General features: G+C 72.3%; 18 protein-coding genes and 1 tRNA gene. 14 read left to right on the plus strand and 5 right to left on the minus strand.

The features are described 5' to 3' along the window. Positions 1 to 2: 2 nt before the first annotated feature. Entirely contained in the window at positions 3 to 1,445 is a 1,443-nt protein-coding gene (locus tag ACFVVU_RS33910) for an MFS transporter (protein ID WP_387793884.1), read from the minus strand. A gap of 197 nt (positions 1,446 to 1,642) precedes the next feature. Between ACFVVU_RS33910 and ACFVVU_RS33915 the strand changes: the two genes are divergently transcribed. Continuing rightward, positions 1,643 to 2,611 carry a helix-turn-helix transcriptional regulator gene (locus ACFVVU_RS33915; RefSeq protein WP_387793873.1) on the plus strand — a complete coding sequence of 323 codons (969 nt, stop codon included), beginning with the start codon at positions 1,643 to 1,645 and terminating at the stop codon, positions 2,609 to 2,611. An 86-nt stretch (positions 2,612 to 2,697) separates the two neighbouring features. On the opposite strand, the gene ACFVVU_RS33920 is transcribed toward ACFVVU_RS33915, so the two are convergent. Further along, on the minus strand, positions 2,698 to 3,216 hold the full coding sequence (locus tag ACFVVU_RS33920) for a YbhB/YbcL family Raf kinase inhibitor-like protein (RefSeq protein WP_380681696.1): 519 nt from the start codon (positions 3,214 to 3,216) through the stop codon (positions 2,698 to 2,700). Positions 3,217 to 3,343: 127 nt separating this feature from the next. On the opposite strand from ACFVVU_RS33920, the gene ACFVVU_RS33925 reads away from it, so the two are divergent. After that, on the plus strand, positions 3,344 to 4,009 hold the full coding sequence (locus ACFVVU_RS33925; protein WP_387793874.1) for a rhomboid family intramembrane serine protease: 666 nt from the start codon (positions 3,344 to 3,346) through the stop codon (positions 4,007 to 4,009). A gap of 85 nt (positions 4,010 to 4,094) precedes the next feature. Continuing rightward, a complete protein-coding gene (locus ACFVVU_RS33930; RefSeq protein WP_387793875.1) occupies positions 4,095 to 5,258 on the plus strand; it encodes a hypothetical protein in 1,164 nt (387 codons plus the stop codon). 31 nt (positions 5,259 to 5,289) lie between these two features. Here ACFVVU_RS33930 and ACFVVU_RS33935 read toward each other — a convergent pair whose 3' ends face one another. Next, positions 5,290 to 6,858: a helicase HerA-like domain-containing protein gene (locus tag ACFVVU_RS33935; RefSeq protein WP_380681702.1), complete on the minus strand. Its 1,569-nt coding sequence runs from the start codon at positions 6,856 to 6,858 to the stop codon at positions 5,290 to 5,292. Between the two features lie 172 nt (positions 6,859 to 7,030). Between ACFVVU_RS33935 and ACFVVU_RS33940 the strand changes: the two genes are divergently transcribed. Both ACFVVU_RS33940 and ACFVVU_RS33945 read left to right on the plus strand, forming a co-directional pair. Further along, positions 7,031 to 7,327 carry a type II toxin-antitoxin system VapB family antitoxin gene (locus ACFVVU_RS33940; RefSeq protein ID WP_030061387.1) on the plus strand — a complete coding sequence of 99 codons (297 nt, stop codon included), beginning with the start codon at positions 7,031 to 7,033 and terminating at the stop codon, positions 7,325 to 7,327. A 275-nt stretch (positions 7,328 to 7,602) separates the two neighbouring features. Then, entirely contained in the window at positions 7,603 to 8,271 is a 669-nt protein-coding gene (locus ACFVVU_RS33945; RefSeq protein WP_380681729.1) for a LytR C-terminal domain-containing protein, read from the plus strand. A 79-nt stretch (positions 8,272 to 8,350) separates the two neighbouring features. Here ACFVVU_RS33945 and upp read toward each other — a convergent pair whose 3' ends face one another. Further along, on the minus strand, positions 8,351 to 8,986 hold the full coding sequence (gene upp, locus ACFVVU_RS33950) for a uracil phosphoribosyltransferase (protein WP_355360658.1): 636 nt from the start codon (positions 8,984 to 8,986) through the stop codon (positions 8,351 to 8,353). 184 nt (positions 8,987 to 9,170) lie between these two features. Here upp and ACFVVU_RS33955 point away from each other — a divergent pair, with 184 nt between their 5' ends. From ACFVVU_RS33955 to ACFVVU_RS33990, 8 genes are all read left to right on the plus strand, one after another. Continuing rightward, positions 9,171 to 9,407: a hypothetical protein gene (locus ACFVVU_RS33955; RefSeq protein WP_380681704.1), complete on the plus strand. Its 237-nt coding sequence runs from the start codon at positions 9,171 to 9,173 to the stop codon at positions 9,405 to 9,407. Positions 9,408 to 9,698: 291 nt separating this feature from the next. Beyond that, positions 9,699 to 10,199, plus strand: a complete 501-nt coding sequence (locus ACFVVU_RS33960) for a hypothetical protein (RefSeq protein ID WP_380681706.1) — start codon at positions 9,699 to 9,701, stop codon at positions 10,197 to 10,199. Between the two features lie 57 nt (positions 10,200 to 10,256). After that, on the plus strand, positions 10,257 to 10,766 hold the full coding sequence (gene tadA / locus ACFVVU_RS33965) for a tRNA adenosine(34) deaminase TadA (protein ID WP_355360667.1): 510 nt from the start codon (positions 10,257 to 10,259) through the stop codon (positions 10,764 to 10,766). A gap of 56 nt (positions 10,767 to 10,822) precedes the next feature. Further along, positions 10,823 to 10,912: transfer RNA gene (locus tag ACFVVU_RS33970), tRNA-Ser, on the plus strand. A gap of 481 nt (positions 10,913 to 11,393) precedes the next feature. Then, positions 11,394 to 11,534 (plus strand): hypothetical protein, encoded by a 141-nt coding sequence (locus ACFVVU_RS33975; RefSeq protein ID WP_320437731.1) that lies wholly within the window; start codon positions 11,394 to 11,396, stop codon positions 11,532 to 11,534. A gap of 60 nt (positions 11,535 to 11,594) precedes the next feature. After that, entirely contained in the window at positions 11,595 to 11,888 is a 294-nt protein-coding gene (locus tag ACFVVU_RS33980) for a Dabb family protein (protein WP_355360671.1), read from the plus strand. A gap of 253 nt (positions 11,889 to 12,141) precedes the next feature. Further along, positions 12,142 to 13,011, plus strand: a complete 870-nt coding sequence (locus ACFVVU_RS33985) for an RNA polymerase sigma factor SigF (RefSeq protein WP_380681708.1) — start codon at positions 12,142 to 12,144, stop codon at positions 13,009 to 13,011. A gap of 176 nt (positions 13,012 to 13,187) precedes the next feature. Beyond that, positions 13,188 to 14,042 (plus strand): RNA polymerase sigma factor SigF, encoded by an 855-nt coding sequence (locus ACFVVU_RS33990; protein WP_355360674.1) that lies wholly within the window; start codon positions 13,188 to 13,190, stop codon positions 14,040 to 14,042. A gap of 60 nt (positions 14,043 to 14,102) precedes the next feature. On the opposite strand, the gene ACFVVU_RS33995 is transcribed toward ACFVVU_RS33990, so the two are convergent. Further along, positions 14,103 to 14,939 carry a tyrosine-protein phosphatase gene (locus tag ACFVVU_RS33995; RefSeq protein WP_387793876.1) on the minus strand — a complete coding sequence of 279 codons (837 nt, stop codon included), beginning with the start codon at positions 14,937 to 14,939 and terminating at the stop codon, positions 14,103 to 14,105. A gap of 413 nt (positions 14,940 to 15,352) precedes the next feature. Between ACFVVU_RS33995 and ACFVVU_RS34000 the strand changes: the two genes are divergently transcribed. Next, positions 15,353 to 17,734 (plus strand): hypothetical protein, encoded by a 2,382-nt coding sequence (locus tag ACFVVU_RS34000; protein ID WP_387793877.1) that lies wholly within the window; start codon positions 15,353 to 15,355, stop codon positions 17,732 to 17,734. Positions 17,735 to 17,823: the final 89 nt, after the last annotated feature.

Genomic DNA, 17,823 nt, shown 5'->3' on the forward strand with positions numbered 1-17,823 from the left:
GGCTACACCAGGACCAGCTCCTGCTCCGGCTCCTGGTCCTGCTCCGAATCCGCCGCCGCCGTCGTCGGACCGGCACCCGCCGCCTTCTGCCGCCCGGGCAGCGCGAACATCAGCAGGAACACCACCGCCAGCACCCCGAGCACCCACCACATCGCGTGCTGGAACGCCCCGACGAACGGCTCGCCGGCCACCGTCCCGGTCGGCACCGCGCCGAAGAACGCCACCGACACCAGACCCAGGCCGAGCGCCAGACCCACCTGGTTCACCGTGTTGATCAGGCCGGACGCCGAGCCGGCGTGCTCCCGCGGCACCTCCGCCAGCACCGCGTTCGTGATCGGCGCGACGATCAGGCCCATCCCGGCGCCCATCAGCACCAGCGGCAGCGCCATCTGCCAGGGCGCGATGCCGGTGCCGTACCGGTGCGCCTCCGCGATGTAGACCAGCACACCGGACGCCATCACCAGCGCGCCCGCCTGGAGCACCTTGCGCCCGAACCGGGGGACGAGCTGCTGCACGGAGACGCCGGCCGCCGTCGAGCAGGCGAGCGAGAACGGGATGCCGGTCGCGCCGGCCTTCAGCGGGCTCCAGCCGAGGCCCAGCTGCATGTAGAGGGTCCAGACCAGGAAGAAGATCCCGGTGACGACGCCGAAGGTCAGCTGGACGCCGATGCCGGCCGCGAAGGACTTCACCCGGAACAGCGACAGCTCCACCAGCGGCGAGCCGTCCCGCCGCGTCTTCATCCGCTCGTAGACGACGAACAGCGCGAACACGGGCAGGCTGCCGGCCATCACCAGGTGGCCCCAGAGCGGCCAGCCGGCCTCCCGGCCGTGGGTCAGCGGGTAGATCAGCATCAGCAGTCCGGCGCTCGCCAGCACCACGCCGAGCAGGTCGAGCTTCAGGGCCCGCTCGGCCTTCGACTCGCCGATGAAGACCCGGCCGAGCAGCAGGCCGGCGATGCCGACCGGCAGGTTGATCAGGAAGATCGGGCGCCAGCCGAGGCCGAACACGTCCCACTCCGTCAGCACTGCGCCGATCAGCGGGCCGCTGACCGCGCCGAGTCCGACCACCGCGCCGAACAGGCCGAACACCTTGCCGCGCTCCTCCGCCGGGAAGGTCGCGTGCACGATCGACAGCACCTGCGGCACCATCAGCGCCGCCGTACCACCCTGCAGGATCCGCATCGCGACGAGCATCTCGGAACCGCTCGCGAAACCGCACAGGGCCGAGGCGAGCGTGAAACCGGCCATTCCGATCAGGAACAGTCGCTTGCGACCGTAGATGTCACCCAACCGACCGCCGGTGATCAATCCGATCGCGAAGGCCAGCGCATAGCCGCCGGTCACCCACTGCACGGCGGAGAACGACGCGCCCGTGGACTCCTGGATGCTCGGGATCGCGATGTTCACGATCGTGACGTCCACCAGGTCCATGAACGAGGCCGTCATCACGATCGCCAGCGCGATCCACCTCCGCCGGTCCGCCGCCGCATTCGCCGCCACGTTCGGCACCACATCCGCCGCCGGATCCGCCGCCTTGCCCTTGCCCACCACACGCTCCTCGTCGCCGTTCCTCTTCAGCACGTCGACGAAACTAACGGGCATCTAGGTCAGATCCTGACCGCCACTTCCGGCACCCTGATCCCATGACCGACACCCCGGCACGACTCCTCAGCCTCCTCTCCCTCCTCCAGACCCCGCGCGAGTGGCCCGGCAGCGAGCTCGCCGACCGGCTCCAGGTCAGCCCGCGCACCATCCGCCGCGACATCGACCGGCTGCGCGACCTCGGCTACCCGGTCGAGGCCACCATGGGGCCGGTCGGCGGCTACCGGCTGGTCGCGGGCACCGCGATGCCGCCGCTGCTGCTCGACGACGAGGAGGCCGTGGCCATCGCGGTCGGCCTGCGGGCGGCGGCCGGGCACGCCGTGGTCGGCATCGAGGAGGCCTCGGTGCGCGCCCTCGGCAAGCTGCTCCAGGTGCTGCCCGCCCGGCTCCGGCACCGGGTCGCCACCCTCGACCGGGCGACCCTGCCGCTGCTCAGCGGCGACGGTCCGACCGTCGACCCGGAGGACCTCACCGTCCTGGCGGGCGCGGTCGCCAACCGCGAGCGCCTGCGCTTCGCCTACCGGGCCGGCGACGGCGCCAAGACCCGGCGCCAGGTCGAGCCGGACCGCCTGGTCTCGGCCGGCCGCCGCTGGTACCTGGTCGGCTTCGACCTCGACCGGGACGACTGGCGGCTCTTCCGGGTGGACCGGATCGGCGAGCCCTTCGCCACCGGCGCCCGCTTCACCCCGCGCCCGCTGCCCGCCGAGGACGCCGCCGCGTACGTCGCGAGCAAGCTCCGCCGCCAGTCCCCCACCCCGACCCTGGAGGCCACCCTCCAGCTGCCCGCCGACGAGGCCCGCCACCGCATGGGCGGCTACGGCGATGCCGACGAGATCGAGCCGATCGACGAGCACAGCTGCCGCTTCCGCTCCCGCACCGACGCCCCGGACTGGCTGGCCGTCCGCCTCCTGATGCTCGGCTGCGACTTCGAGGTCCACTCACCCCCCGAGATGCGCACCCGCCTGCGCGCCCTCGCCACCCGCGCCACCCACGCCGCCGGCCCGGCCTGAACTCCCGGCCCGGACAGCCCCGCCCGCACGGACGACGCCGCCGCCCGTGCGGTCACGGACGGCGGCGTCGGGGCTCCGGCGGCGGGTCAGGCGCCGAACTCGGCGGTGATGACGGCGCGGGCCAGGGTGTGGAAGGTGATGTTGAAGCCGACCTGGGCCGGCGGGGCGTCGGCGGAGACGTCCAGGGCGTCCACGTCGAGGGCGTGGACGGCGAAGGCGTAGCGGTGGGCCGGGCCGGGCGGCGGGGCGGCGCCGTCGTACTTGTTGCCCGGGAAGTCGTTGCGGGCGTGGAACGAGCGCTCGCCCGGCAGGTCGGCGTCGGAGGCGCCGGCGCCGCGCGCCAGGCCGGTGGTGTCGGCGGGCAGGTTGAGGGCGAGCCAGTGCCACCAGCCGGAGCCGGTCGGGGCGTCCGGGTCGTAGCAGGTGACGGCGATCGAGCGGGTGCCCTCCGGCAGACCGGACCAGGCCAGCTGCGGCGAGAGGTTGTCCCCGCCGTAGCTGAACTCCTTGGCCAGCGTCCCGCCCTCGGTGATGTCCTCGCTGGTCAGCGGGAAGGACGGCACCTGCGGCAGGAACTCGTACGGCAGCGGCGGACGCACACTCATGGAGGGTCACCTCTCGGCACGGTGGGATAAGGGGCCGCCCGGACCCGGGTGCGGGCCTTCGGGCGGGATGCGCAGGATTCACCTTAGTGGGGTGACCAACCACCCACCCCGGCCCTACAGTCGGGTTATGTCCCCGCGATTCGCCCGGTTGCTCCGTGACTCCCGCGCCGCGCTGTTCACGATGCTCGGCGCACTGGCCGTCATCTGGGCGGTGCAGGTGGCGAACTGGCTCGACGACTACCGGCTCTCGTACGAGTACGGGGTGAACTCCGGGCGGCTGGACGAGCTGCCGGACATCCTCACCGCACCGCTGCTGCACTTCGGTTGGGACCACATCGAGGCCAACTCCTGGCCGCTGTTCGCCTTCGGCTTCCTCGCCGCGTACCGGGGCATGAAGCGGTTCCTGCTGGCGACGGTGCTGATCGTGGTGGCCAGCGGCTTGACGGTCTGGTTCTTCGAGCGGCCCGAAGCCGTCACGGCGGGGGCCAGCGGGGTGGTCTACGGGTACTTCGGCTACGTGGTGCTGCGCGGGATCTTCGACCGCAACCTGGTGGACACCGTGATCGGCGTGGTCGTCGCGGCGATGTACTCGTACCTGTTGCTGGGCGTGCTGCCGAGCGCCCAGGGCGTCAGCTGGCTCGGCCACCTGGGCGGGCTGGTCGGCGGCCTGGCCGGCGCCTGGCTGCTGCGCGACCGGGGCGAGCGGACCCCGAAGAGCGGCCCGAAGAGCGCCGCCGACCCGGCCGGCCCGGGCTCCGCGCTGCTCAAGGAACTCGACGACCTGGGCATCTGAGCGCGCCACCCCGGCCAGGTATAGACCATTCCCACCCCGGCGGTTAGCGTGAGCAGGCACCTGCCCCCTGCTCCGGAGCCGCACCGTGGAGTCGTCCGTCCTCGCTTTCGCCACCGACCTCCTCGACGAGGGCGCCGACACCTTCTTCGGCAACCTCACCGACCGGGCCGGGGTCGGCGGCGTCACCCTCGCCTCGGTCTACCACGAGGCCCGGGACGTCTTCCCGCACAACCCGCACCGGGTGATCCGCTACCTGGAGCCGGGCGCCGCCTACTTCCGCCCCGACCCGGCCCGCTGGTCCGGCCGGCGGCTGCGGCCCGTGCCGTCCACCGCGATCGGCGAGCGCGACCCCTTCGCCGAGGCCGCCGAGGAGGCCCGCCGGCGCGGACTGAAGCTGCACGCCTGGACGGTGTTCTGCCACAACGACCGGCTCGGCTTCGAGCACCCGGACTGCGCGCCCGCCAACGCCTTCGGCGACCGCCACCTCACCGAGCTGTGCCCGGCCCACCCGGAGGTCCGCGAGTACGCCCGCACCCTGGTGGCGGAGCTGGCCCGGTACGGCGTGGACGCGATCCGGGCCGAGTCGCTGCACTTCCACGGGCTGCGCCACGGCTACCACCACGAGCGCTACTTCGAGGAGCTGGGTCCGGCCGCCGAGGCGCTGCTCGGCCTCTGCTTCTGCGCGCACTGCCGGGCGGCGGCCGTCCGCGCCGGCGTGCCGGCCGACGAGGTGGCCGCGGCGGTCCGCACCGAGCTGCGCCGCCGGCTGGCCGACGAGTCGGCCGCCGCCGAGCCGGCCGCGCTGGACGAGCTGGCGGACGGCGCCGTCGCCGCCTACGTGGACGCCTCGGCGGCGACGGTGACCTCGCTGGCCGCCGAGGTCGCCGAGGAGGCGGCGCGGCACGGCATGCGACTGACCTTCATGGACGGCGGCGGGCCGGGTACCGGCTGGCTGTCCGGGATCGACCTGCCGGGGCTGGCGAAGGCCGCCCACCAGATCGAGACGCTCGGCTACGCGCGCACCCCGGAGGCGGTGCGCGAGAAGGTCGCCGCCTTCGCCCTGCACGGGGTGCGGCCGCAGGACATGGCGGTCATCCTGCGCCCGATGGCCTCGGACTGCGACGGCCCGGCGAACCTCGCGGAGAAGATCGCCGTCCTGCGCGCGCTGGGCGTGCCGGAGGTCGAGTTCTACAACTACGGCCTGATGCGCCTCTCCTCACTCGACCGGATCGGCGCCGCGCTGCGCTGACACCACGGGCGACGGCCCCTCACCGACGCCCTCACCGGCGCCGCCGGGACGTGCCGAACAGGCTCCGGGAGATCTCCCTCCCGAGCTGCGTCCCGGCGGACCGGGCGAAGGACTTCAGCGCCGGGTTGGCCAGCAGCGAGCCGAGCAGCCCGGCGTCCGCCTTCTCCCGCCGCGCCCCGGGCGCCCGCTCAGGCTCCCGCGCGGGCTCCCGCTCCCCCGCCGGCACCGGCTCCGCCTGCGGCCGGGCCGCCCGCGCCGCCAGCTTCTCGTACGCCGACTCCCGGTCGACCGCGTCCCGGTACCGCCCCAGCAGCGCCGACCCGTCCACCGCCGCGCGCAGCGCCCCCGGCTCCAGCGGTCCCATCAGCGACTGCGGCGCCCGCAGCCTGGTCGCCGCGACCGGCGTCGGCGCGCCCTTCTCGGACAGCACCGTGACCACCGCCTCGCCCGTCCCCAGCGAGGTCAGCAACTCCGTCAGGTCGTACGCGGCCGACTTCGGGAAGGTCGAGACGGTCGCCTTGAGCGCCTTGGCGTCGTCCGGGGTGAACGCCCGCAGCGCGTGCTGCACCCGGTTGCCCAGCTGCGCCAGCACGTCCCCGGGCACGTCCTTCGCCGTCTGGGTGACGAAGAAGATTCCCACCCCCTTGGAACGGATCAGCCGCACGGTCTGGGTGATCGCCTCCAGGAAGGCCTTGGATGCGCCCTTGAACAGCAGGTGCGCCTCGTCGAAGAAGAAGACCAGCTTCGGCCGGTCGAGGTCACCGACCTCGGGCAGCTCCTGGTAGAGGTCGGCGAGCAGCCACATCAGGAAGGTCGAGAAGAGCCGCGGCCGGTCCTGCACCGCGGGCAGCTCCAGCACCGAGACCACCCCCCGGCCGTCCTCGGCCCGCCGCAGCAGCTCGGCGGTGTCGAACTCCGGTTCGCCGAAGAACGCCCCGGCGCCCTCGTTCTCCAGCAGGGTCAACGAGCGCAGGATCACCCCGGCGGTGGCGGCGGAGATCCCGCCGATGCCCTTCAGCTCCTCCTTGCCCTCGGGCGAGGCGAGGAAGGTGATGACCGCCGTGAGGTCCTTGAGGTCGTACAGCTCCAGGCCGTTGCGGTCGGCGTAGTGGAAGACCAGGCCGAGCGAGGACTCCTGGGTCTCGTTCAGGTCCAGCACCTTGGCCAGCAGCAGCGGCCCGAAGCTGGTGACCGTCGCCCGCAGCGGGATGCCGGTGCCCTGGCCGCCGAGCGCGTAGAACTCGGCGGGGCAGCCCCGGGCCGTCCAGTCCTGGCCGACCTCGGCGGCCCGGGCGGCGGTCCGCTCGCCCGGCTCACCGGGCGCTGCCACCCCGGAGACGTCGCCCTTGATGTCGGCGAGGAACACCGGCACGCCCTGGGCGGACAGCTGTTCGGCGATCAGCTGGAGGGTCTTGGTCTTGCCGGTGCCGGTGGCGCCCGCCACCAGCCCGTGCCGGTTGAGCACCCCGAGCGGCACCCGGACCGGGGCGTCGGCGTACGCGGTGCCGTCCAGCAGCACCGCGCCGAGGTCCAGCGCGGGACCGGCGAAGGCGTACCCGTCGGCGATCTCCCGGACGGCGGTCGGAACGGCAGCGGACATCGGTCACCCTCCAGAGCGCTGCGGCGGGCCGGACGAAAGGGCGGCAGCCGCGCGGGACCTACACGACATTTCCCATGAAACAGCCGCAATCCCCCGCCCGCAGCCGGTACCGGTGCGCGTGGCGGCGTCGCGGCTGCTGCGCCATCCGCCGCCCAAACGGTAGGCTTTCCGTGTGATCTTCAAGCGCATCGGCAATGGGCGGCCGTACCCGGATCACGGCCGTACCAGCACCCGCCAGTGGGCGGACGTCGCCCCGCGCCCGGTGCGACTGGACCAGCTGGTGACCACCAAGGGACAACTGGATCTGGAAACCCTCCTGGCGGAGGACTCCACCTTCTACGGGGACCTCTTCGCGCACGTCGTGAAGTGGCACGGTGACCTGTACCTGGAGGACGGACTGCACCGCGCGGTCCGCGCCGCGCTCCAGCAGCGCCAGGTGCTGCACGCCCGCGTCCTCGAAATGGAATGACCCGGGGGCCGGCCGGCCCGGCCCCGTACGCGTTCGGACCGCTCTCCGGGATTCCGGAGGGCGGTTCCGTTCGTACCCGGGTGCGGTCGCGGTGCCGCCATTCGGGTACCGGCGTACTCCTGATGATGATCGTTTAGTACCTTCACCGCTGTACGGCACTAATCTGCTGACTACGGCCGCGACCGCGTTCGCGTGACACCGCCTTCGCGGGCACCGCGCCCGGCCCACCGTCACCCGATCCCCGCCCCGGCACGAGGGGGAGACAAACCGTGAGCATGTTGACTCCCCAAGGCCTGAAGGGGAAGCAGTACCGGATCACCGGCAACTCCTACCCGAGGCTGGGCCGCCCGCCGAAGCGCAGCCGCAGGGTGCTCGCGCTGATCGCCGCGGTGCTCGCGCTGGCCCTGATCGGCCTCGGCGGCGTCCAGCTCTGGGACATCTTCAGCGGCAAGGGCAAGAGCGCCTCCGCCCAGGCCTGCGCCACCCCGTCCGGCAAGCCGCTGGCCGCCCCGACCGAGGCGGCGCCGACCGCGCCGGGCTCGGCCACCGCGCCGATCGACCCGAAGGCCGTTCCGCAGCCGGCGGCGGTCACCGTGAACGTCTACAACGCCACCGCCAAGGCCGGCCTGGCCGCCCGCACCGCCGAGGAGCTGAAGAAGCGCGGCTTCACCATCGGCAAGGTCGGCAACGCCCCGGCGGAGCTCGACAAGAAGGTGCCCGGCACCGCCCAGGTAATCGCCGGAGCGGCCGGCGCCGGGGCGTCCACCCTGGTCGGCTCGGTGATCGCGGGCGCGACCAGCACCGCCGACGCCCGGACCGACACCACCGTGGACTTCGTCATCGGCGACAGCTACAACGCACTGCTGGACGAGACCCAGGCCGCCGCCGCGCTGGCCCTGGCCACCAAGCCGGTCCCGGCCCCGAGCACCACCGGCAGCTGCTGAGCACCGGACCCCGCAGGACGGACGAAGCCCCCCGGCACCGCGCCGGGGGCTTCGCTTCGTTCGGGTGGGCCGGAGGGACTCAGCCCGCCGTGCCGTACAGCCGGTCGCCCGCGTCGCCGAGGCCCGGGACGATGTAGCCGTTCTCGTTCAGCCGCTCGTCGACGGCCGCGGTGACCACGGTGACCGGCAGGCCGGCCAGCTCTCGCTCCATCACCGCGACGCCCTCCGGCGAGGCCAGCAGCACGACGGCGGTGACGTCGGTGGCGCCGCGCTCGATCAGCATCCGGATCGCCGCGACCAGCGTGCCGCCGGTGGCCAGCATCGGGTCGAGCACGTACACCTGGCGGCCGGAGAGGTCGTCCGGCATCCGGGTGGCGTAGGTGGAGGCCTCCAGGGTCTCCTCGTTGCGCACCATGCCCAGGAAGCCGACCTCGGCGGTCGGCAGCAGCCGGGTCATGCCGTCCAGCATGCCGAGGCCGGCCCGCAGGATCGGCACCACCAGCGGGCGCGGGTAGGACAGCCGGGTGCCGGTGGTCACGGCCACCGGGGTGGTGATCTCCACCTCGTCGGTGCGGACGTCCCGGGTGGCCTCGTAGGCGAGGAGGGTCACCAGCTCGTCGGTCAGGCGACGGAAGGTCGGCGAGTCGGTGCGCTCGTCGCGCAGGGTGGAGAGCTTGTGGGCCACCAGGGGGTGGTCGACGACGTGGATCCGCATGCATCGAGGTTAGCCCGGGTACGGACGCCCGTACGACACGCCGTGCCAGGGCGGGCCGCGCCCGACGCCGGGCGGGTGACGGGTCGCACGTCACTCGCCGTCACGCGCCGTGACCCGCCGAGAACGTCCGGACGGATCGGCCTCCTGTGGTATCAATCCGGCCGATCTGGGAAAGTCAGGTCCTATGACGAGCAACCCGAACCCCGGGGACGGCTCGGCGGACGGGGCCGCAACCCCGTCGGGCCCCCACTCGGGCCCGCCCCCGGACCGGCCGGAGACCGAGGCGGAGCGCCGCAGGCGCCGCGCCGTCTTCCTGCGCGAGCTGACCGAGGCCCGCGAACTGCGCGAGCGGGTGCAGCCCCGCCGGACCAAGGAGCGCCGGATGCGCGAGGCCATGCGGATGCGAACCTTCCGTTTCTGACAGGCCCTCCACGGCTTCTCCACACTCCCGCTGCCACCCGGTCGTCCGTTCACCGTCCGACGGCCAACCCTTCCGACACGACCTGCAAAGACGCGCTGCAGAACACCCCCCGCAGAGCCTTGCTTTCTGTCACGATTCCGATGGGACGGTCCGAACAGCGGACCGCCTCTGGCGCGGGGGCGGCCAGTACCGCGTCGCCCGCGAGCGCCGACAGCCGAGACCGAGATCTTGGGAGTGTCCCTGGTGGCGTACTTCGCTGCAGTGCTTGCTCGCACCGAGGACGGGTGGGATGTGAGCGAGACGGAGCTCGACGACGTCGAAACCCTCGCCGACCTGGCCGACCTGGCCCGTCAGGCGGCCCAGGACGACGACAGCGTCCTGCTCTTCATCGAACAGGAGGACGCCTGGTTCGCCATCGTCCGGGTGGACGGCGAGGAGGATCCGCGGATCTTCGTCTCGGACGGCGCCGCCGCGGCCCGCAGCTCCTACGGCTCCGTCCTCACCGACGAGCTGGTGGACCAGGCCGGCGAGAGCGAGTTCGGCGACCTCGACGACCTGGTCGCCGAGCTGGAGGACGGCACCGAGGCCCAGGAGCAGGAGGACGACGAGGACGGCGACGACCCCGGCGGCGTCCCGGTCGGCCCGCTCGGCGACGCCCACCTGCTGACCGAGTTCGGCCTCGCCGCCGACGAGCTGACCGCCCTCAGCGGCGAGGGCGCGGTGCCCGGTGACGCCCTGGAGGAGATCGCCGAGGCGCTCGGCTGCGGCGAGGTCCTGGAGGCCGTCCGGTAACGCCCCGTGTCCGCCGTCCGGACGGCCGGACCCGCGCCATGCCCGACACTGGATGCCATGCAGTCCGTCCGCCCGATCCCGCCGCTGCCCGCTCCCGTCCGCCCCGACCCGGTCCGCGACCGCTGGGCGGCGCCGATGCGCCTCGCCATCGCCGAGGCCGCACTGGCGCCGGCCACCGGGGACGTCCCGGTCGGGGCGCTCGTCCTCGGCCCGGACGGTGAGGTCCTCGGCCGCGGCCACAACGAGCGCGAGGCCGTCGGCGACCCGACCGCGCACGCCGAGGTGGTGGCCATCCGCGAGGCGGCCGCGAAGCTCGGCGAGTGGCGGCTGAGCGGGTGCACGCTGGTCGTCACCCTGGAGCCCTGCACCATGTGCGCGGGCGCGATCGTGCTCTCCCGGATCGACCGCGTGGTCTACGGCGCCCTCGACGAGAAGGCCGGCGCGGCCGGATCGCTCTTCGACGTGATGCGTGACCGGCGGCTCAACCACCGCCCCGAGGTGATCTGGGGCGTCCTCGCCGACGAGTGCGGCGAGCAGCTGCGCGCCTTCTTCGACACCCACCGCTGAACCCGCCCCGGGAACGGATTTCGTTCCCGCGCCACCCGTCCGGTAGAGTTCCCCTCGGTAGCGTGTCCGAGCGGCCAAAGGAGCACGCCTCGAAAGCGTGTGTGGGGGCAACTCCACCGTGGGTTCGAATCCCACCGCTACCGCCAGCAGGCCCGAAGGCCCGTCCGGTTCACCGGACGGGCCTTCGGCGTTCCCGCGCACCCTCGAACGCGGAAAGGGCTCCGTACCCGTCGGCCGATGACCACCAACGCCTGTCGAGTACGGAGCCTGGAAGAGGGGGAGCGGTTCGGGGGGACTGACCGCTCCCCCGGCGGAGTCCCACAACCGGGGCCGCGTCGGGGGGAAGCCGCGGCGCCCGGTCCCACAGCGGGGAGCTCCGGATCCACGTACCGGGGATTCCTGCCAGATCCTCGGTACATCAACCATCCTGCCGCCCTCCGGCGCCCCCGGCACCCGGAGAAAGGCCCCTGTCGCGGGGACCTTCGTCCCGGCAGGTGAACGCGTCGCTCACTTGATAGGCCGTCCGGGTGGATAAGCTGCCCGTTGCACCGGGCCGCTCGGGGACCGAGCGACGACGGCCCACGGCAGGGAGGAAGGTCACGGATGGCGCAGGCGAAGAAGATCGGAATGGTCCTCCTGCTCATCTTCGTGCTCTACACGATCATCACCTCGCCGGCCCGGGCCGCCGAGCTGGTCCAGTTGGGCTTCGAAGGCATCTCGAACGCCGCCAAGGCCGTCGGCACCTTCATGACCGGCCTGGTGAAATAGCCCGCACCCCACCGGCTACGGTGGGCCCGACACCCGACCCCGTCCGCGAGGAGCGGCACCGTGATCCGCCACCTGGTCCTGTTCAAGCTCAACGAAGGCGTCAGCAAGGACGACGAGCGCGCGCTCGCCGGCGCCAAGGCCTTCGCCGAGCTCGGCCCGCTCGTACCCGAGCTGCGCGAGTGGGAGTGCGGCTGGAACACCACCGACCGCGACATCGCCCACGACTACGCGATCAACAGCCTGGTCGAGGACCGCGAGGCGCTCCAGGCGTACCTCACCCACCCGGCCCACCAGGCCGCGGCCGCGCAGTGGCGCGAGTTCGCCACCTGGGTGATCGCCGACATCGAGGTCTGAGCCCGACGGCCCACGGCGCCCCGCCCGGCATTCGGGCGGGGCGCCTTGCGCCGTCCCGGCCCGGCCCCTCCCCCGCACCGCCGCCGCACCCCGCCCGGCCCTGCGGCGCACCAACACACCTCCGCGCGGTACTTGCCCGACATGCGCCCGCCTTGTGATGCTATGACCGGTTTTGCCGGACATGGCGAGGGCGGTGACGAGACGCGACACCCGGTCCGCAGGTCCCACCGTTGTCGACTATGGGAGGGGTGACGTGTCCGTGCGGACACCAGGGAGCGCGCCGGACGACGAGGTGCTGGCCGCCGTGATCAGCCCGGCCGGCGAGCTCCGCCCGGACCGCCTGCGCGGCCCCGGCGGCCGACCCGCGGTCGACGTGCGCACCCTCACCCGGGTGCTCTTCGAGCGGCTCGCCGAGCTGCCCCCGGACACCCCCGAGCGCGAACGGGTCCGGGCCGCGCTGATCGAGGTCAACATCCCCCTCGTGCGCTACGCCGCCACCCGCTTCCGCAGCCGCAGCGAGCCGATGGAGGACGTCGTCCAGGTCGGCACCATCGGCCTGATCAACGCCATCGACCGGTTCGATCCCGGCCGCGGCGTGCAGTTCCCCACCTACGCGCTGCCGACCATCCTCGGCGAGATCAAGCGCTACTTCCGCGACAACGTCCGCACCATGCACGTCCCGCGCCGGCTCCAGGAGCTCTGGGTGCAGGTCAGCGGCGCGATGGAGGAGCTGACGGTGGTGCACGGCCGGGCCCCCAAGGTGCCGGAGATCGCCGCCAGCCTGCGGATCCCCGAGGAGGACGTCCGGGCCTGCCTGGACGCCGGACGGGCCTACAACGCGGCCTCGCTGGAGGCCGCCCAGGAGCACGAGGGCGGGCTGGCGCTGCTCGACCGGCTCGGTTACGAGGACGCCGCGCTGGCCGAGGTCGAGCACCGGGACATGGTCCGCCACCTGCTGGTGCAGCTGCCCGAGCGGGAGCGCCGGATCGTCATGCTGCGGTTCTTCGCCAATCTGACGCAGTCGCAGATCAGCACCGAGCTGGGGATGTCCCAGATGCACGTCTCACGGCTGCTGTCGCGGATCCTGACCAGGCTGCGGACCGGCAACTCCTGGGAGGACTGACCGCACCCCGGGGGTGACGCCGCGATAGCGGCGCGTCACCGCCGCGTGACATCTTGCGACGCTCGGGTTTGCCGGGGACCGTGAGCCGGTATGGAGGGTGCGAGGGGGCCGGCGCGAGCACGGGAACGTTCCGACCGCGGCACCCGTTGGACCGTCAGTCACGAGGGGGTGGGTGCATGTCCTCAGATGTGGGCACTGCGGAGATCCACGCTGCACCGGCCGGCGCCGCGGAGATCCCGCTCCAGCGCGCCGCGGCCGCGCCGGACGCCGGGCTCGACACCCGGACGCTCTCCCGCTCCCTGTTCGGGCGGCTGGCCGCCCTCGATCCGGGCAGCGCGGAGCACACCTACGTCCGCGACACCCTGATCGAGCTCAACCTGCCGCTGGTCCGCTACGCCTCGGCGCGTTTCCGCAGCCGCAACGAGCCGATGGAGGACATCGTCCAGGTCGGCACGATCGGGCTGATCAAGGCGATCGACCGGTTCGACCCGGAGCGCGGCGTCGAGTTCCCGACCTTCGCGATGCCGACGGTGGTCGGCGAGATCAAGCGCTTCTTCCGGGACACCAGCTGGTCGGTGCGGGTGCCCCGGCGGCTCCAGGAGCTGCGGCTGGCGCTCACCAAGGCCGGCGACGAGCTCTCCCAGCGCCTCGACCGCTCCCCGACCGTGGCCGAACTGGCCGCCTGCCTCGGCGTCAGCGAGGAGGACGTGGTGGAGGGCCTGGCGGTCGGCAACGCGTACACCGCCAGCTCGCTGGACTCCAGCCCGAGCGAGGAGGACGGCGAGGGCCCGCTGGCCGAGCGGCTCGGCTACGAGGACCTCGCGCTGGAGGGCGTGGAGTACCGGGAGTCGCTCAAGCCGCTGCTGGCCAAGCTTCCGCCGCGCGAGCGCCGGATCATCATGCTGCGGTTCTTCGGCAATCTGACCCAGTCGCAGATCGGCGAGGAGATCGGCATCTCGCAGATGCACGTCTCGCGGCTGCTGACCCGCACGCTCACCCAGCTGCGCGAGGGCCTGACCGCCGAGGGCTGAGCACGGCGGTCCGGGGCCGGCCCCGGACCGCGCCGGGCCGCGTCCGGGCGCCCGCGGGACTCAGGGCGCCAGCAGATTGGCCCGCAGACCCGCCAGCACGGCCCCGTCCAGACCGAGGCCGTCGGCCCAGAACGCCCCGAAGTCCGGCCAGCCGGTCTCGACCTCCTCGAAGGCCGCCTCCAGGTAGCTCCGTTCGGCCTGGAAGACCGGCAGCAGCAGCTCGGGCTCGTCCATCAGCCCGCGGGTCCGGAAACCCTCCAGGACCGTCGTGACGACGGCGGCGGAACGCTCGTTGGTGAGCAGATAATCCGTCATCACCGTTTCCCGGTCGACGCCGAGCGCGGTCAGCAGCACGGCCGCCGTCCAGCCGGTGCGGTCCTTTCCGGCCGAGCAGTGGAACAGCAGCGGAGCGCCGTCCGGATCGGCGAGCAACCGCAGCACGCCGGCGAACCGTTCGCGTGCGATCCGGTCGGTGACGAACCATCGGTAGAGGCCGGTCATCATGGCGTCGGCGCGGCCCCCGCCGAGCAGGGCGCGCTGCCTGCCCGGATCGCGATCGGCCAGCGCCTCGCGCAGCGTGGCGTGGACGTCGAAGTCGGTGGCGAACACCGGCATTTGATGGACCGCCATGCCGTCGACGATCCTGTCCGCGCCGGCCTCGCGCACCTCGGCCGGGCTACGCAGGTCGACGATCCGCCGTAGGCCCAGCCCGGCCAGTCGTGCGAGGTCCTCGTCGGTGAGCCGGCTGAGGCCGTCACTGCGCAGGGCGACGCCGGCCCGCAGCAGCAACCCCTCCGCGGTCCGGTAGCCGCCCAGGTCGCGGGCGTTCACGGCGCCGAGCAGACCCAGGCTGCGGGCGGCCGGAATTGCGGCGGTTTCGGTCTGCGGCTCGGTCACTCGGCGGCCTCCATTGGATATTCGGACGGTGACGTTGCACAACCGTGAGCGATATTGCATGAACCTGCCCACTGAAACGGCAGGATGTGCGAGAGTGTCAGGGGCAACGCCGCCAGTGTAGGGTCCCGTTCAGCCACCGGGCCGCACGATGGGTGAACAGCGGTAACACTAGGTTCCGGGTTTTAATTTTTAATTCATTATTTGCGTGGCCGATGCGCTTTCGGCCACAATCAGCGCCCTCATGGCACGACCATGAACGTTGGTAACAGATTCGCTGCACTCCTGCCCGTTCGGTCCCTCCTGCTACGGATGTTCCATCAGGATGGGCGCCGGGCAGCCTGCTGCCCGCGACCAGCTACGAGGGCGGGCGAGCGCAAGCAGCGGAGCGCCCTGCCCAGGGGAGGAAGAAAAACATGGGTCGAGCGACCCGAAGAGTTGCCGCCTGTGCGGCAGCCGTTCTGCTGGCCGGAGGCCTGCAGTCGTCCCTCGCGCACGCCACCACGACGCCCCGGATCGATCTCACGGTCCTGGTGATCAGCGACGGCGGGCCGGCCACGGCCGCGATCGCCGCCGAACTCAAGAGCCAGGGCACGCCGTACAAGCTCGTCGACCTCAACGACGCCAACCGCCCGGTGATCGACGCGGCCTTCCTCAGCGACACGCTGAACGGCCAGCCGCGCGGCAAGTACCAGGGCATCGTGCTGCCGAACGACAACCCGTTCGCGGCCGGCTCCGCCGAGATGACCGCGATCGCCGCCTACGAGGCCGCGTTCAACGTCCGTCAGGTCGACGCGTACACCTACGCCCGTCCCGACGTCGGCCTGAACTGGGCCGTCAACCCCGGCTACATGGGGACCCTGGACGGCTTCCAGGGCCAGGTCACCACGGCCGGTCTGAGCGGACCGTTCAACTACCTCAAGGGCGCCGTCCCGTTCGAGGACAACGACCCGACCGTCTCGGAGAGCTACGGCTACCTGGCCACCCCGCTGGCCACCCTGCCGGCCGGCTCCAGCTTCACCCCGCTGGTCGAGGTCCCGATCCCGAACAGCACCGCCAAGGGCTCGCTGGTCGGCGAGTACCAGCACGCCGGTCGCAAGGAACTGGTCGTCACCTTCGTCTACAACCAGTACCAGCAGCAGTACCGCCTGCTGGCCCGCGGCATAGTCGACTGGATAACCCAGGGCGTCCACCTGGGCTACGACCGCAACTACTTCGCGGCCCACGTCGACGACGTCTTCCTGTCCGACGACCGCTGGGACACCGTGCTCAAGTGCACCCCCGGCGACGTCACCTGCCCGCCCGGCACCCCGGAGACCGCCAACCCGATCCGGATGACGGTCGCCGACGCGCAGTACGCCAAGCAGTGGCAGCTCGACCACGGCTTCACCCTGGACATGGTGTTCAACGGCGGTGGCAGCGAGGACTGGAAGTCCGACCACGAGACCACCACCGACCCGGTGGTGGACGAGATGATCGCCGACCAGACCAGCTACCGGTGGATCAACCACACCTACACCCACCCGTACCTGGGCTGCCTCCAGGACGTCTCGGTGGTGCCGTGGAAGTGCACCAAGACCTCCTCGGGCAGCACCGTCTGGGTCGACCAGGCCACCATCTCCTCCCAGATCAAGAACAACCTGGACTGGGCGGCCGCCCGGGGCCTGCAGCTGGACAAGACCGAGCTGGTCACCGGCGAGCACTCCGGCCTGCTGACCGCGCCTCAGGAGACCAGCGACAACCCGTACCTGGCCCCGGCGCTCGCCGCCAACGGGGTCAAGTGGACCGCCAGCGACGCCTCCCGCGAGACCGGCCAGCGGGCCGTCGGCGCGGCGCTGACCGTGCCCCGCTACCCGATGAACGTCTTCTACAACGCCGCCACGGCGAAGGAGGAGACCGACGAGTACAACTGGATCTACACCAGCGTCGCCAACGGTGGCAGCGGCATCTGCCAGAACGCCAACTCCACCTGCCTGCCGACGCCGCTGGACGTCAACACCGGCTACCAGTCGTACATCGTGCCGCTGGAGGCCCGGATCGACCTCGGCCACGTGCTGAACAACGACCCGCGGCCGCACTTCATCCACCAGTCGAACCTGTCCGAGGACCGGATCGTCTACCCGGTGCTGGAGAAGATCCTCTCCACCTACCGGTCGCTGCACGCCGACAACGCCCCGGTCGTGAATCTCGCGCAGAAGGAGATCGGCCAGGAGTTCCAGCGGCGGGCAGCCTGGAACGCCGCCCTCGCCTCCGGCCAGGTCACCGCCTACCGCACCGGCGACACCGTCATGGTGAGCGCCCCGGCCGGCGTCCAGATCCAGGCCACCATGCCGACCGGCACGGTCCAGCAGCTCGCCATCGGCACCACCGGCTTCGGCACCGCCTACGCGGGCTCGCTCTCCGGCTGGGTCAAGCCCGGCCAGCTGCAGAGCGGCGTCCTGCTGACGCTGCCCGCCACGGGCACCCCGGCCGCCCCGGCCGGCACCAGCCCGAGCCTCGCGGCCAAGTCCGTCCCGGCCCCGGCCCCGGCCGACACCAAGGTCGTCCCGCAGGGCACCGTGGACGCCGTCCCGGCCGGTCCGGGCGACACCGACCGCACCGAGGCGCCGACTCTCATCCCCGGTAGCGGGGCCCCGGTTGCCGGCAGGAACGTCTCTGCTGGTACGACTTCGGGTACGGCGAGCGGCACCGACGGAAAGGCCGTCGGCCACGGCGGTACTCCGCAGCAGCACGGCAAGGCCTCCGGGGGGAAGGCCGAACCCGCGAGGAAGACCGCCGGCTCGCCCGGCACCCGCTAGACAGGTGAACCCGGTGGCGGACCGCAGCACGGCGGCCGCCACCGGCACCACCCGGACCGGCCTGCTCGGCCGGGAGCTTGAGGCAAGAA

Origin of the sequence: Kitasatospora sp. NPDC057965, assembly GCF_042887135.1 — a bacterium.
GTDB lineage: Bacteria > Actinomycetota > Actinomycetes > Streptomycetales > Streptomycetaceae > Kitasatospora.